This is a genomic window from Virgibacillus oceani, assembly GCF_014638995.1.
Classification (GTDB): Bacteria; Bacillota; Bacilli; order Bacillales; family Amphibacillaceae; genus Virgibacillus_E; species Virgibacillus_E oceani.
Genome location: NZ_BMFR01000003.1, coordinates 254844 through 269580 on the forward strand (window position 1 = coordinate 254844; position 14737 = coordinate 269580).

Below are 14737 nucleotides of genomic sequence, written 5' to 3' on the forward strand. Positions count from 1 at the left end.
GATAAAATTTAACTACTGTAGATACCCAAACCACTAATTAAACCACATCCAAATTCACATTTCACCAAATCTAAACAACCCTAATCGTGCAGCTTTATATATGTAACAGTTTTTTCATAGTTTTTCAAGCATAATCATGCTACACTTGATACGGTCTAAGTTACATGAAGGAGTGTACATATGAAATGTAAAAGTAAATTTGCCCTTCTGTTCATTGTAATGATAATTGTTTTAAGTGCATGCGGTGACAAATATGAGGGTGATATCTCATATGAAGTAAAAGACTTTTCGTTTACAAATCAGAATGGCGAAACAGTAAGCAAAAGTGAATTAGATGGAAAGTTCTGGATTGCCGATTTCATCTATACTAGTTGTACAACGGAATGCCCCCCTATGACATATAACATGCAAAAGCTTCAGCAGCAATTAAAGGAAGCCGGTTTACATGATGTGCAATTAATGTCATTCAGTGTTGATCCGGAAATAGACAAACCAGCTAAATTGAAAGATTACGGTGAGTCACGCGGGATTGATTTCAGTAATTGGAATTTCTTAACGGGTTATGATATGGATACAATCAAAGAATTCTCAATTAAATCCTTTAAAACCCCACTTGAAAAAACTGATGAAGGAGATTTTATGCACGGTATTAACTTTTTCCTTGTTTCCCCTGAAGGCAATGCTATTGAGCAATATAATGGTATGGAAAGAGAAAATATGAAAAAAATTATTGAGGATATTCAGAATTTAAAACAGCAAGCAGAAGGGGCTTAGAGGGCTCCTTTTCGCTTTATCCAATTTCTTCTTGAAAGTGGTCAAGCTTTAAGATACTATATAGACAAGCTATATTAGAAAGGAGGAAAATAGCATGAGTGATACGAAATCGGCACCATTAAGCGAGCTGGCAAAAGCAATTTATACAATAAACCGCCATGCCAAAACTGCTCCAGAGCCACAGCATTTATACTATATAAAAAAAGAAACCATTAAACGGCTGCTGAAGGAAAAACGTGCCCGAAAAATCGGTCTTCACTTTTCAGACCACCCGAAATTCAGTAATCAGCATTCTACACTTCTAGTGAAAGTGGATAATTATTATTTTCATATACCTCCAGCTAAAGAAGACTTCAATGAGCTTGAGCATCTAGGTACACTCGATCAAAACTTTCGAAACCCTCAAACAAAAATGTCTTTATCACAAGCGAAAAAACTAGTATATCAATATATTAACTGGGAGCCAAAAAATCAGCAGAAACCAAAGAAAAAAAAATATACCTCTGCATATTTTACCCCATCATCACTCGGAAAAATGGAATGGCCGCCTAAAAAATCATATCGAAATTTCTAGACTTTAAAAACGCATGTACAAAATTTTGTACATGCGTTTCTCATGCGCTTCTTTTTTTCTTATTAAAAATGAAACGAAACCATTGGACTAGAAAAAGAATACAACCAAAAGCCGCTAAACATTGTAATGAAATTTTTATTAAATTCGTAAATGCGTCCTGCTGGTGAACACTAATAAATAAAATACAAATTAATATAAGTAAACTGGAAATGATGTAGCTGAGGATTCTAGTAGATTGAACTGTTACAAACCATTGAATGATAGGTTGTAATAAATGATAAAAAATTAATATCCCAATAAAAATAAGGATAAAAAATAGCTGTTCTGCACTAAGACCCATCAAAAAAAGCTGTGTGAAATGAATCAAATCAAAACTAGAAAAAAGCACCAAATACAACCCCTTTCAGTATGGTTTATTAGTAAGCATTGACCTTTATTTGCTATAATAAACATAAATTATTCTAAAAAGACTGATTGTTTATGGGAGAGATCTAACGTTGAACAAAGCCTTTATCTATATCATCCTGGGAGCAGCATTATGGGGCACAATTGGCTGGTATGTCAAAAATTTAAACGAATTAGGCTTTACACCTATGGAGGTCGTAACATTAAGAGCGTGGACTACTGCTATTATTTTGCTTATTTATATGCTATTTCGCTCCCCTAAAAAATTAAAGCTCCAATCATTTGGTGATATTAAATATTTTATAGGTACAGGAATTTTCAGTATCATCTTTTTTAACTATTGTATGTTTACAGCAATTGACTTATCTACTATACCTGTCGCAACAGCTTTATTATATACCGCACCTGCTTTCGTAACGATTCTTTCCTACATACTGTTTAAAGAACCGTTAACACGAATAAAGCTACTAGCCCTGTTTATTACATTACTTGGAACCTGTTTTATAGTCGGATTAATCCCATTAAATTTAAATGCATTTAAAATTACCAGTGTCTTATTTGGAATAGGATCTGGACTCGGATATGCTTTGTATAGTATTTTTAGTAAATTTGCATTGAAAAAGTATTCGAGTTTAAGTATAACGACATACACCTTTATGATAGCAAGTGTCACATTACTGCCTTTTTTTCCATACCAAACAAAATTTCATCTATTACTTAACCCTACTGTTTTACTATATGCATTTGGACTAGGATTTCTTCCGACAGCACTAGCTTATATCGTTTATACATATGGATTGAACCAAACGGAAGCATCAAAGGCATCTATCTTAACAACTATAGAGCCTGTCGTGGCAACACTTATTGGCGTCTTTATTTTTCATGAAGCATTTACCTTTATCCAATTGATAGGCATGGTCTGTATTATAGGATCAGTAATTCTAATTCAAGCGTATTCCAATCGGCCAATAAAAAAGAGAAATTGGGAATCTGTATCATGAACAAGTCAATGAAAATTTTTACCTGCAAGTGTGATTTCTATCACTACATTGTTCAGGGTTAACCGTTATCATGGAATTGAATTAACAAATAGGAGGTAATGATAATGGTATTTACCGCTGAACATACACCAGCTGAAATTGTAAAGGTTTTCCCAAAGGCAAGTGATTTATTTAAGCAGCATCGGATTGATTTCTGCTGCGGTGGCGAAAAACCACTGAGTCAAACATTTTCAACAATCGAAATTGATGCAGCAGCAGTGTTATCGGAATTAAACACAGCATACGATAAGTGGCAAAACGAGGATCATGAGATAACAGATTGGGATGCGCTTTCCCCTGCTGAATTAATTGATCATATTGTTCATACGCACCATGCTTATTTAAATGAAGAACTGCCAGCATTAGGACAATTTGTAACGAAAATACTTCGGGTTCACGGGAAAAACCATCCTCACTTAGAGGAATTACACAAGTCATACAATGAATTTAAAGTAGAAATGGAAAAACATATGATCAATGAGGAACAGGAAGTTTTCCCTTTAATCAACGAATATGAAAAGAATCCGAACAGTACACTGCTGCAGCATATTCACGAGGCAAATGGCGGATTGGAGAATGAACATGAAACTGCGGGAAATCTGCTGAAAAGAATGCGGGAAATCACAAATGGCTTTGAACCACCGCAGGATGCATGCAGGTCGTATCGTATTACCTATTCACGATTATCCGATATGGAAACAGATACATTCCAGCACGTTCATTTAGAAAATAATATTTTATTTAAGAAACTGTAAAAAATTAATGTAAAAAAAAGAATGGCAATTTACGCCATTCTTTTTTTTACATAACCCTAATCATCCTATGTTATCATATAGGGAATAACGATTTTGTTTCTCTGCAACAAGTTTCGTTTGTTTTTTTTCTAAACGATTTTCAATTTGCATTAATCTTTTTTCATCCTGCATTAACTCTTGTCTATTTTGATTTACAAGTTGTTCGAAACGTTGTGTTTTTGGTCTCATCTGTAACACTCCTTTATTCGGGTACCTATGTTTGTAAGTTTTCTATACTAAGTATACCCTAATTTTTGATTTATAAATCTAAATTATTTGAACATTATGTGAAACTTTTATACTACTATACTTTTGGAGGGGTAATATTTTGCAGCAATCACTTAATAGAATGGTAAAGAGTATTGAAATATCTGGAATACGGAAATTTTTTAATCTAGTAGCAAATGAAACAGATATTGTTTCTTTAACAATTGGGCAGCCCGATTTCCATACGCCAGAGCATATTAAAAACGCAGCATCTCATGCGTTGATGCAAAACAAAACAACATACACACACAATGCTGGTATCATCGAATTACGCAAAGCAATTTCAGAATATAACGAAGCAAATTATTCCATTTGTTATAATCCCGAAAATGAAATAATTGTTACAACTGGGGCTTCACAGGCACTGGACATAACCTTTCGCACAATTTTAAATCCAAATGATGAAGTTATTCTTCCCGGACCTATCTATCCAGGCTATGAACCACTCATAACATTAGCGGGAGCAAAAGCAATTCATGCGGATACAACGAAAGATAACTTTAAATTAACAAAAGAAGCCTTAGCAAACCATATAACGGACAAAACAAAATGTGTTGTGCTCCCCTACCCATCAAATCCGACAGGGGCTTCATTCACGAAGGAGGAATTATGTGACCTTGTGTCTGTTTTAAAAAATAAAGACATTTTTATTTTGGCAGATGAAATATACAGTGAACTGGTATATGACCATAAGCATGTATCGATTGCGAGTTTTCCTGAGGTTAGGGACAAAACTATTGTTGTTAATGGATTATCGAAATCACATGCAATGACAGGGTTCCGTATCGGTTATCTGCTTGCACCTGCGTGGCTTTCCTCCCACATGTTAAAAGTGCATCAATACAATGTATCCTGCGCTTCTTCCATAAGCCAGTATGCCGCATTAGAGGCTTTAACAGCTGGTCAAGCAGATCCTGCATTAATGTGTGAGTCATACAAAAAGCGGCGGGATTACGTTTATGAAAGATTGGTAAGAATGGGCTTGGATGTAAATATACCTGAAGGAGCTTTTTACTTCTTCCCAAAATTCCCTATTCATAACATGACATCGTTTGAATTGGGATTAGAATTAGCACGTAAAGGAAAAGTAGCATTAGTACCGGGAGAATCGTTCTCTAATTTAGGCAAAGGATATATGCGGCTGTCTTATGCGTATGATTTCAATACGCTTGAAAAAGGGTTGGATCGCTTAGAAGACTTTCTTCAGGTCCAATGACTAAATGCATGAAAAAAGATACTGAAACAGCGTGTGTATAACCATTATTATTATTTTTGCGATTGTTTTACATTATTGTATAAATTTAATAACCTATCCAGTTCCTGACTTATATTTATTGATTCAGCACTAGTAAAACCTTTATCCAAGGCTATTTCTGTCATTTTATTTCGTAAAAATTCAATTCGTTCTAAAAGCTTTTCTGTAGCGCACATTACTATTTCTCTTCAACCTCCCGCTTCGTACCTGTGTTCGATATAGTTAACTTTAGCATAGTTAAAGAATTTATGACAAGCTTTTCAACCCAATAATAAAGATTATTTTAATATGCAAATAACTATTATTATTAGTGGATAAATGTTATTTTTTATATAGACTCTAATAGAGGAGAATTTTGCCATGTATTTTAAACGAAATGAGCCATTACGCTATTCTTTTGACGAGCCTGTTAGCGGTACTTTAACAAAGCTGAATGACCATGATACTGTTACAATTAGTGTTCTCCTTTTGGATATAAGTAATCAAGGTGCCAAAATAAAGTGTAAAAATAATATTGCACTTTCAAAAGAAACGGAAATTAAATTAGCTTATACATTAAATTCCGTCCATTTTCATGCATTAGGCAAGGTGAGCTGGACAAAATCGTATAGTAATTTAATCGAAATTGGCTTACAATTAAATACAGACGAATCGTATCAAAAAAACATGATAGCAGCACTTAAAGAAATTGTAAAAACGAAACAAAAAAATGCCGAGAACGTTTAGTATCCCAACTATTTCGTGTCTCCTTTGCAGCATGCTATAGTGTAAAACCTGAGCTTCAAGAGAGGATGTCTTCTTTGGGTGAAACGAAAAAGAAAAATGAATGGTTAGAATGGGCAAAAGCTATTTTTATTGCAATATTACTTGCTTTTTTTCTGAGAACTTTTGTATTTGCTACATCTATAGTTGAGGGTGACAGCATGTATCCAACATTGGAGGATGGAGAACGAGTAATTTTCAATAAATTTGTTTATTTAATCGGTGAACCGGAACGCGGAGATATCATCATAATCCAGCGCCCTATTAAAAATTATGTGAAAAGAGTTATAGCGTTACCTGGGGAAACAGTAGAAATGAAAAATCATCAATTATTTATAAACGGAGAAAAATATACGGAAACGTTTATTAGCAATGAAGCCATTAATAATACTGGCAATTTTGGACCTGTTAAAGTAAAAGAAGGTAAGTATTTTGTAATGGGTGATAACCGCGCCATCAGCAGAGACAGCAGAAATGGCCTAGGGTTTATTAACGAGGAAGACATTATTGGAAGATCAGAATTTATTATTTATCCATTCGATGACTGGTCAATGACGAGATAGATTTTTAAGGGTCAGACATACTTTGTCCGGCCCTTATTTATTATTCATTATCAAAAACACAGTAACCAATAAACAGCACTATGATTCCAAAACAGATAATCCCAAAAGCAGTTTCCCACATCATGCGACACCCCCTAATATGTAGTAGCATAACAACCCCAATAGATTGTAAAACGTATAGCGTTATCTCTTCCCTATCATACCAGCATTCTCGTCCTAAATAAAGAAAAATATGATAAAATGAAGTTATTCGTGCTAAAATTGTTTACTCGCATTGAAAGTAGGTTTTAGAATGCCCCATTGTCCTTATTGCGGCACAAAAGTTAAAGAAGATGAGCTTTATTGTATTAATTGCGGCAGACAGCAGCCCAATGATGTTTACGATCGTTTGGGAATTAAAAAGCAATTCAATAAACTCTGGTATGTACCTATATTCATTACAATATTTCTTTTATTTACTTCTGGAATATATTACTTGTTCTTGCAAAATAAAACCGCTGAAGCGAAGGAGCTTTATGAGCAAGGTGAAAAAAGTGCACTTGAAGGAGATTACAAAGAAGCAAAAGAACTTTTTCAAGATGCATTTAATCATAAACAAAATATGACTGAGGCAAAAGTTTCCAGAGATTTTATGGGAAATGTTCAAAAGCTTCAGGCAAAATTACAGGATGCTCAAGAACAAGTAGAAAATCAAGAATTTCAGAAAGCCTTGTCGTTCATTAATGAAGCTGAGAAATTACTTAAAAATTTCAATGGTACGATCGTAACGGAATTAATTAATACCATTGTTTCACAGCGACAGTCGACTAAAATTGAACAGCTGAATTATGAATTGCAACAAAGCCCAACTATTGATGATTTGAAAATATTACTATGGGAAGCAGATGCCATCAAAAATGATGAAGCCAAGGCAATAACAGCTACCATTCGCAACCAAATAATTGATTACTCGTTTTCCAAAGCAAGTGAATTACTTAACAAAAAGCAATTCTCCGATGCAAGTATTATGGTCGACGACGGTTTAAAATATGCACCTGAATCAGACAAACTGCAAAGCTTAAAAACAACCATTGATAAGGAGAAAATTGCATTTGAAACCGCACAGCAGCAACGTATTGAGCAAGCAATCAGCACCGCTGCCGAAGAACAGAAGCTAAATGAAAATGATGCCATAGAACTAGTTTCTGTAAAAGCAGAAAGTGATGAACAAGGAAAACTGGTTGTTAAAGGCAAAGTCAAAAGTATTGCAACAATTCCAATCAATTCTGTGCAAATAGAATATTCATTAGCAACAAAGAATGGAGAAGAATTTCTTACAAATGAAATTTATGTTTATCCTGATACACTCTATCCTGATGAAACTGGAAAATTTGAATTTACCCATTTTGATATAGACAAGAAAGAGAAAGACATTGATATAAAGGTTAACAAAATTAAATGGTATACGGATTAAGTGGTCAGAAACCAAAACAGAAGTCAGATACGAAGAAATCGGCGGGACTGCCGATTTCGTTGTTTAAATTATACTAGCCATTAACGGAGTGAACTTCATGCATAAAAAACAATACGGACCAATTATTGTATCTATTCTGATTGTAATCATTGGAGTAACTGGAATGTTTCTTATACACCAGCAATGGCGGTCTGAAGGAGTATCCGTAAATAACCCGGGAATTAATAAAGTAAGTACAAACGAAAAGGTATTGGATCTTAAAACAATCATCCATGATGCTGAAAAAAATGTCATGCAAATTGAAGCACAAAATTCAGAAAGCACCTTAACCGGATCAGGTTTTCTTTATAATGAAAAAGGAGATATCATTACAAATGCCCACGTTGTAAAGGACGCAGATGTTATTTATGTCCGTACAGTAAATGCTAAGATTTTCCCGGCAGCTGTCGTCGGTATTGGCGAGGATACGGATATAGCAGTGATCCGTGTTCCCCAGCTTGCTGGTCAGACACCACTTCCAGTAGCATCTGAGGATGATAAAACGGATATCGGTGACGAGGTTATTGCACTTGGCAGTCCGCATGGATTTCAGAATACAGTTACACTTGGCATTATTTCTGGGACAGAACGAAATTTTTCACTTAACAATTTTAATTATGAAGATATCTATCAAATTTCCGCCCAAATCACTCATGGGAACAGCGGGGGTCCGTTAATAAAACGTTCCACCGGTGAAGTAATCGGGATAAACTCAGTTGGTACTGAAGACGGAACAATTGGATTCAGCATCCCTATCGCGAATGTTTATTCACAAATTGAGGAATGGTCAGCCCAAGCAAAGGCAGATCAGTTAGATTATGCAAGTACATCTGATATTGTCAACAACTTTGATCCCGAACAATTTAAACAAGACGCACAATATTTAATTGAATACTATTTTGATAGTATTCTAGCGCGTGATTATGTCGGTGCCTACACATTGATTGGCAGTGATATGCAGGCAGAAAATACCTATTCGAACTTCAGGGAAGGGTATGTTCATATCACAAATTTGGTATATGATGATTTTTCAGGTACTATTTCAGATGATAACAATATAATAACATCAGTAAACGTAACTTCGGAAACAAAATTGCAAAATCAACAGGAAACGACAAAGAAACAGTACACCTATTCATTTACGATAGGTTATGAAAATGATCAATTAAAAATATTGAATATTGATGTCAAAGAAAATAAAAAGTGAGTTCAACATTGCTGTACTCACTTTTTATAATCCTTTATCAACGCTGCTAATTATCGCCAAAGACATAAATGCTACGTATCTGATGCCTCCGCCGCTATTCCGGAAAGCGAAGTTATATACAGGGGCGTTTTTATTTACGCAACAATTTACTGGAAGGATGAAAAAATATAAGAAAATAGCCGATAATACATGAAATAATTTATGTGCTATTTACTTATTTTTTTATACACATCTAATGAAAACGTCCATACATTTTGGTTGTTTATACATATAGTATAACTGTAAACATTCAGGAGGTGAAATGGTATGCCATACGGTTATGGTGGATACGGTGGTTGTGGATATCAAGGATATGGTTATAACAATAATTTCGCGCTGATAGTGGTGCTTTTCATTCTTCTAATCATTGTAGGAACAGCATTTTATTGCTAATTCATTTTTTCGCTTGTGCTAACGTTTTTAGCACAAGCATTTTTTTAAATTACGATACATTTTTTAAAACCAAATAAAGTAATGTACAATGTTCAAAACAGCTGGTATTTAATAATGTGAGGGAATCTATTTTTTTCAATCTATAAATCAGTGTATTCCGGTGAATATATAAAGCTTTTGCCGCCTTACTTATATTCATATTATTATCACAGTAGGTTATAAAGTTATACCTTAATTCATCGAAGGCATCGTTATCGAGAAGTGGCCGTAAACGCAGCAATAATTTCCCATGCATGTCAGAATCAATTCGAAATGGGAGCATTTCAAGCAATATCTTCCAATTATAATATGTATAAACAGCTGGGCTTATTGCCGTTTTCCGGCCAAACCTTGTAAGTGATTCAGCTTCATGATAAGACTGATATAAACGATCAATGGACGAGCACATATTTCCGGCTGCAATGGACACTTGATGAATATGATAGACAGTCAGCATTTGCAGAAATTGCTGACTTTTATTCATAAACTCTTTCATCATGACAAGATATTCATTCTCATTTTCTGATGTATTCAGCAAAACAATTTTTTCTGTATTTAAAAATGCACAAATACTGGATCCATGTTGACCAAATGCTCTTGTGACACAGTCAAGCAACGTTTTCTTAAAACTATCAAGCAAAAAAGCCTGTTGCTTATCCTGTACGTTTTCAAGCAATGAATCCCCGATATCTATTAATATACAATATCTATTACAGGAATAATCAATTTGCAGCATGCGGCAATATTCCCTAACTCTCTCTTTATTTACTGTTTCATTTAATAAAATGTATTGTACAAATGTTTCTATCGTTTTTGCTTCTAAATCCTCTATATGTGTACGTATCGTTTCGTTCCACATCATCTCTACATACTTTTTTATAAGATCTGCATACGGTTCTACTTCTTTTGGGTCGCCAATAATCCCTAATACTCCAACCGTTTTGTAGTCCAACGTTAATGGTACCGCTACGCCAGGTAAAACATTATTCATTTTTGAGATTTTCTCATTATCATACAATATAGCGTTATTTTCCTGAATTACTTCAATTGAGGGCTTATGCAAACTGCCAATCCGCGATATGTTTGTATCTCCAATAATATACCCTTTTTCATCACTTAAACTTATAGGAAATGGAGAAATTTCTGAAACCGCTTTCACTATTCTTTGTGCATATTGTACGAAGCTATCCATGTCACATCCCCCTTATATTCTAACCGTAATATTATTTTAACACAATTCCGATAGTTTAAATAAGTCCATACTTATGAATAATTTTTGTTCAAATTATACATAGATTTTTATCATAACAATACGTTATAAATAGATATAATCTTAGGAATTATCTAATTACGGTGAATCTGGGGTGAAACTGTTGCAAAAGAAAACGGATATTATCATTGTTGGTGGCGGTGTTATCGGCTCAAGCATTGCATACAATCTACTAAATGATGGGTATAACGGTGAAATTACTATATTTGAAAAAGACAGATTATACGAATTCTCCTCCACTCCAAGGAGTGCCGGTGGAATCAGACAATTATTTACGACAGCTATAAATATTCAAATTAGTCGCTACAGCCTTCAAAAATATAAATCCTTTCCTGAAGATATGGCGATTAATGGGGAAAAAGCTGAAATCGATTTTAAACAACGCGGGTATTTATTTCTCACAAAAAATGAAACAATAAATCAGCTGCAAAAGCAAATGGAATTGCAACGGCATTACGGTGTACCATCAGACCTGTTAACTAAAGAAGAATTGCTGACAATTATTCCTGAGTTAACGATTGATGATTTAGAAGGTGGACTTTACTGCAGCGAAGATGGCTATTTGGATCCCTATTCCGTCATGCAGGGGTATGCAAGAAAGGCAAAGCAGCTAGGCGCAACATATGTATTCAAAGAGGTAGATACAATCTTACGCGATGAATCGGGCTTATTCGGTATTCGTTTATCCAATGGGGACATCTATCGCTCGCCTATCGTAATTAATAGTGCCGGTCCATGGGCTAAAGAGCTTAGCGATACAATCCATCTTCCTTTACCAATTGTTCCATTAAAAAGGCAGATCATTCAATTTGATATTGCAAAACCATTAACCAATGACCTACCATTAACGGTTGATCCGACGGGCGTTTATTTTCGCCACGAAGGAAACCAGCTGATATCTGGTTTCTCTGAAAAAGTAAAGCCAGGTATTGATTTTACTTGGAAACGATCGTTTTTTATGGAACAATTGTGGCCCATATTGGCTCAACGAATCAGCAACTTTGAACAGGCCAAAATAGGTGGTGGATGGGCAGGAATGTATAGCTACAATACAGAGGATCAAAATGCAATAATTGGTGAACATCCCGAACTGAAAGGTTATTATATTGCCTGTGGATTCAGCGGGCACGGAATGCAGCAGGCACCAGCAATTGGAAAAGGATTATCCGAGCTTATTCGAACCGGTCACTATGAAACACTTGATCTGTCGCCACTATGTTTCGAACGCTTTGCAGAAAACCGATTGATAGTCGAAGGTGCGATCGTTTAACAAGACAACCCTACTACAATAGAAAGGATGAACCTAATGTTATTTTTAAATGAAACTGCTATTAAGAATGCTGTGTCAATGAAGGATGTTATCGATGCTATTGATGAAGCCTATCATGTATATGAATCCAATCATTTTCATATGCCAACTCGGATGCAGGTAGTGGACAAGGATAATACATTGCTTTTAATGCCGTGTATAACCAATAATGCCATCGGAACAAAACTTGTTACCTCATTTCCCAATAACACAAAACATCCGGTATTACATGGACTAGTAATCTTAAATGACCATGAAAATGGTGAAATAAGAGCATTGCTTGATGGATCCTTTCTAACAGGATTCAGAACTGGAGCTATTGGCGGTTCCGCAGTACGCCATTTGGCAAAAGCTGATGCTGCGAAACTTGCGATTATCGGGACCGGTGTACAAGGTCTATACCAAGCAATCGCAGCTTGCACGGAACGCCCGATTACAGATATTTACTTATATAATCGTTCGATTGATAGACTTCCAGCGTTTATTGAATCCCTTAAACCTTGGCTTGCAAAAGAGATCCAGATCCATTCAATGGAATCAGCTGACACAGCTATCGAATATGCAGATATTATCATTACCTCCACAACTTCTAAAGTTCCTGTACTCCCAGAAAATCCAGACCTATTAAAAAATAAATTGATTATCGGCATTGGATCGTTTCAACCCACGATGCGGGAATTTCCTGATGTCTTGTATCGCCTAGTGGACCACCTATTTGTTGATACAAACGATGCAATAATAGAATCAGGTGATATTGCCGTCCCAATAGAAAATGGCTGGATAACAAATGATTTTATTCAAACAATGTCTTCCCAAATAATCTCCAAATCTAATATTACTTTACAGCGTGATAAAACAATCGTATTCAAATCTACGGGAATGGCATTGTTTGATGTAGTTGTTGCAAATTTGATCTATCAACAGGCGTTACGCAAAGGGGTTGGTATCCCATTAAACTAAATTGCGTAATACTGGTTTAATCAAATAAATCTGAGGTGGAGGGTGTTATGAATATAATCATTGTTGAGTTTATCTTGTATTGTATTGTCATTTTGGGTATCGGGTATTATTTTAGTCGGCGAAGCAAGACCCACTCGGACTTTTTACTAGGAGGAAAAAAACTTCCTGGCTGGGCACTTGCCTTTTCCGAACGTGCAACAGGAGAATCGGCATGGTTATTATTGGGGTATACTGGATTCGTCTTTATGACAGGATTATCCGGTGTTTGGGTTGCCGCTGGAATTGCGATTGGTATCATCTTTTCATGGCTATTTTTAGCAAAAAAATTCATGAATGAAACCGATAAATATAACGTCTTAACCCTTCCTGATTACTTAGCAGTACGCTTCGGGCAAAAGGCGAAATTAATACGCTGGTTAACGGGGGTATTGATTGCTGGATTTCTGATGTTTTATGTAGGTGCGCAAATGGCAGGTGCAGGCAAGATGCTATTTACTACCTTTGGTCTCGCCCCTGCTGCTGGTGTTATATTAGCTACAATCGTAATCATCGTAGTTTCAATCGGTGGCGGATTTATTTCTGTCGTTTGGACTGATATGATTCAAAGTATTATGATGCTAATCACTTTAGTCGCTTTACCAATTGCTGCCCTAATTTATATTAACACCAATGATTTATCGATCAGTCAATCACTTGTTGAGGCAGGAAATTCCTATAATTCCTGGTTTGGTGGCTTGACGGGATTTGCCATAGGGGTACTATTTTTTAACAACTTCTCATGGTTCTTTGGTTTTTTAGGTGGACAGCCTCAGTTAAGCGCCCGTTTTATGGCGCTTAAGAATAATAAAGAAGCCAACCAAGGAAGTACAGTTGCAATCATTTGGACATTCCTGGCATATGGTGGTGCATTCATGATCGGACTTGCTGCAATTGCCATGTATGACCAAGGCTCGTTTAATGATGTAGAAATCATTTTACCAACAATGATTCTTGATCTCTTCCCCGCCTGGTTTGCTGGCATTTTGCTTGCTGGGGTGCTTGCAGCAATTATAACAACGGCAGATTCCCAGTTGTTAGTCGTGACTAGTTCTGTTAGTGAAGACATTATTCACAAAGCATTAGGAATTGAATTGACTGAAAAACAATTAGTATGGATTTCTCGCTTGTCTGTTGTCATATTCGGCCTAATCGGGATGACAATCGCTCTTGTGTCAGAGTCACTCCTATATCTTGTGGTCAGCTGGGCCTGGGCAGGTGTCGGTTGTACCCTTTCCCCTGCCATTTTAATGACATTTTTCTGGAAACGCTATTCTAGTGCGGGAGTTGTGGCGACCGTTAGTGCTGGATTATTATCTACAATTCTATGGATCAGCACACCATTAGAAGGCATTATAACATCAAAATTCACCACATTTTTTATTGCTTTGCTATTTGGGGTTGTCTTTAGTCTGGTAATGCCGGACAACAAAGAAAAGGTAAACACGATTTCAGCTAAAGAAGCCTTATGAATAGATATATAGCTTGATAAAGTGATAATCCATTATCACGGGCAATGAAATAAACACCACCCGCATCCTATTTTTTGCAGGTGGTG

Annotated in this window: 16 protein-coding genes; 13 read left to right on the forward strand and 3 right to left on the reverse strand. The window is 35.8% G+C overall.

Annotation, left to right across the window (positions count from 1 at the left end; translation table 11 throughout):
- Positions 1 to 180 precede the first annotated feature (180 nt).
- The 4 genes from IEV74_RS06555 to ric all read left to right on the forward strand — a co-directional run bounded on the left by IEV74_RS06555 (position 181) and on the right by ric (position 3548).
- On the forward strand, positions 181 to 774 hold the full coding sequence (locus tag IEV74_RS06555; protein WP_188454559.1) for an SCO family protein: 594 nt from the start codon (positions 181 to 183) through the stop codon (positions 772 to 774).
- A gap of 94 nt (positions 775 to 868) precedes the next feature.
- Positions 869 to 1348, forward strand: a complete 480-nt coding sequence (locus tag IEV74_RS06560; RefSeq protein ID WP_188454560.1) for a YkyB family protein — start codon at positions 869 to 871, stop codon at positions 1346 to 1348.
- 497 nt (positions 1349 to 1845) lie between these two features.
- The gene (locus IEV74_RS06565) at positions 1846 to 2754 is read left to right on the forward strand and encodes a DMT family transporter (RefSeq protein ID WP_188454561.1); all 909 of its coding nucleotides are present in this window, start codon (positions 1846 to 1848) and stop codon (positions 2752 to 2754) included.
- 98 nt (positions 2755 to 2852) lie between these two features.
- Positions 2853 to 3548, forward strand: coding sequence for an iron-sulfur cluster repair di-iron protein (gene ric, locus IEV74_RS06570; RefSeq protein WP_188454562.1), 696 nt, complete (start codon positions 2853 to 2855; stop codon positions 3546 to 3548).
- Positions 3549 to 3608: 60 nt separating this feature from the next.
- On the opposite strand, the gene IEV74_RS06575 is transcribed toward ric, so the two are convergent.
- Positions 3609 to 3776, reverse strand: coding sequence for an FbpB family small basic protein (locus IEV74_RS06575; protein ID WP_188454563.1), 168 nt, complete (start codon positions 3774 to 3776; stop codon positions 3609 to 3611).
- Between the two features lie 139 nt (positions 3777 to 3915).
- Here IEV74_RS06575 and IEV74_RS06580 point away from each other — a divergent pair, with 139 nt between their 5' ends.
- The gene (locus tag IEV74_RS06580) at positions 3916 to 5070 is read left to right on the forward strand and encodes an aminotransferase A (protein WP_188454564.1); all 1155 of its coding nucleotides are present in this window, start codon (positions 3916 to 3918) and stop codon (positions 5068 to 5070) included.
- A gap of 50 nt (positions 5071 to 5120) precedes the next feature.
- On the opposite strand, the gene IEV74_RS06585 is transcribed toward IEV74_RS06580, so the two are convergent.
- Positions 5121 to 5285: an aspartyl-phosphate phosphatase Spo0E family protein gene (locus IEV74_RS06585; protein ID WP_188454565.1), complete on the reverse strand. Its 165-nt coding sequence runs from the start codon at positions 5283 to 5285 to the stop codon at positions 5121 to 5123.
- Positions 5286 to 5469: 184 nt separating this feature from the next.
- Between IEV74_RS06585 and IEV74_RS06590 the strand changes: the two genes are divergently transcribed.
- From IEV74_RS06590 to IEV74_RS06610, 5 genes are all read left to right on the forward strand, one after another.
- Positions 5470 to 5835, forward strand: coding sequence for a PilZ domain-containing protein (locus IEV74_RS06590; RefSeq protein ID WP_188454566.1), 366 nt, complete (start codon positions 5470 to 5472; stop codon positions 5833 to 5835).
- Positions 5836 to 5909: 74 nt separating this feature from the next.
- Complete coding sequence (gene lepB / locus IEV74_RS06595) at positions 5910 to 6434, forward strand: signal peptidase I (RefSeq protein WP_188454567.1); 525 nt, start codon at positions 5910 to 5912, stop codon at positions 6432 to 6434.
- Positions 6435 to 6726: 292 nt separating this feature from the next.
- Entirely contained in the window at positions 6727 to 7887 is a 1161-nt protein-coding gene (locus IEV74_RS06600) for a zinc ribbon domain-containing protein (protein WP_188454635.1), read from the forward strand.
- A gap of 97 nt (positions 7888 to 7984) precedes the next feature.
- Entirely contained in the window at positions 7985 to 9133 is a 1149-nt protein-coding gene (locus IEV74_RS06605; RefSeq protein WP_188454568.1) for a S1C family serine protease, read from the forward strand.
- Between the two features lie 306 nt (positions 9134 to 9439).
- Complete coding sequence (locus IEV74_RS06610) at positions 9440 to 9565, forward strand: YjcZ family sporulation protein (RefSeq protein ID WP_099157903.1); 126 nt, start codon at positions 9440 to 9442, stop codon at positions 9563 to 9565.
- Between the two features lie 49 nt (positions 9566 to 9614).
- On the opposite strand, the gene IEV74_RS06615 is transcribed toward IEV74_RS06610, so the two are convergent.
- Positions 9615 to 10796, reverse strand: coding sequence for a PucR family transcriptional regulator (locus IEV74_RS06615; protein WP_188454569.1), 1182 nt, complete (start codon positions 10794 to 10796; stop codon positions 9615 to 9617).
- Positions 10797 to 10977: 181 nt separating this feature from the next.
- Between IEV74_RS06615 and IEV74_RS06620 the strand changes: the two genes are divergently transcribed.
- From IEV74_RS06620 to IEV74_RS06630, 3 genes are read left to right on the forward strand one after another with little or no spacing between them, the layout of a single operon-like run.
- Positions 10978 to 12144, forward strand: coding sequence for an NAD(P)/FAD-dependent oxidoreductase (locus IEV74_RS06620; RefSeq protein WP_188454570.1), 1167 nt, complete (start codon positions 10978 to 10980; stop codon positions 12142 to 12144).
- Positions 12145 to 12180: 36 nt separating this feature from the next.
- Positions 12181 to 13143, forward strand: a complete 963-nt coding sequence (locus tag IEV74_RS06625) for an ornithine cyclodeaminase family protein (protein ID WP_188454571.1) — start codon at positions 12181 to 12183, stop codon at positions 13141 to 13143.
- 47 nt (positions 13144 to 13190) lie between these two features.
- Positions 13191 to 14651, forward strand: coding sequence for a sodium/proline symporter (locus IEV74_RS06630; protein ID WP_188454572.1), 1461 nt, complete (start codon positions 13191 to 13193; stop codon positions 14649 to 14651).
- Positions 14652 to 14737: the final 86 nt, after the last annotated feature.

Excerpts from the sequence above, each read along its gene's own strand:
- IEV74_RS06555 (WP_188454559.1), top strand. The coding sequence starts at position 181 with ATGAAATGTAAAAGTAAATTTGCCCTTCTGTTCATTGTAATGATAATT.
- IEV74_RS06560 (WP_188454560.1), top strand. The coding sequence starts at position 869 with ATGAGTGATACGAAATCGGCACCATTAAGCGAGCTGGCAAAAGCAATT.
- ric (WP_188454562.1), top strand. The coding sequence starts at position 2,853 with ATGATAATGGTATTTACCGCTGAACATACACCAGCTGAAATTGTAAAG.
- IEV74_RS06575 (WP_188454563.1), bottom strand. The coding sequence starts at position 3,776 with ATGAGACCAAAAACACAACGTTTCGAACAACTTGTAAATCAAAATAGA.
- IEV74_RS06585 (WP_188454565.1), bottom strand. The coding sequence starts at position 5,285 with ATGTGCGCTACAGAAAAGCTTTTAGAACGAATTGAATTTTTACGAAAT.
- IEV74_RS06590 (WP_188454566.1), top strand. The coding sequence starts at position 5,470 with ATGTATTTTAAACGAAATGAGCCATTACGCTATTCTTTTGACGAGCCT.
- IEV74_RS06600 (WP_188454635.1), top strand. The coding sequence starts at position 6,727 with ATGCCCCATTGTCCTTATTGCGGCACAAAAGTTAAAGAAGATGAGCTT.
- IEV74_RS06605 (WP_188454568.1), top strand. The coding sequence starts at position 7,985 with ATGCATAAAAAACAATACGGACCAATTATTGTATCTATTCTGATTGTA.
- IEV74_RS06610 (WP_099157903.1), top strand. The coding sequence starts at position 9,440 with ATGCCATACGGTTATGGTGGATACGGTGGTTGTGGATATCAAGGATAT.
- IEV74_RS06615 (WP_188454569.1), bottom strand. The coding sequence starts at position 10,796 with ATGGATAGCTTCGTACAATATGCACAAAGAATAGTGAAAGCGGTTTCA.
- IEV74_RS06625 (WP_188454571.1), top strand. The coding sequence starts at position 12,181 with ATGTTATTTTTAAATGAAACTGCTATTAAGAATGCTGTGTCAATGAAG.
- IEV74_RS06630 (WP_188454572.1), top strand. The coding sequence starts at position 13,191 with ATGAATATAATCATTGTTGAGTTTATCTTGTATTGTATTGTCATTTTG.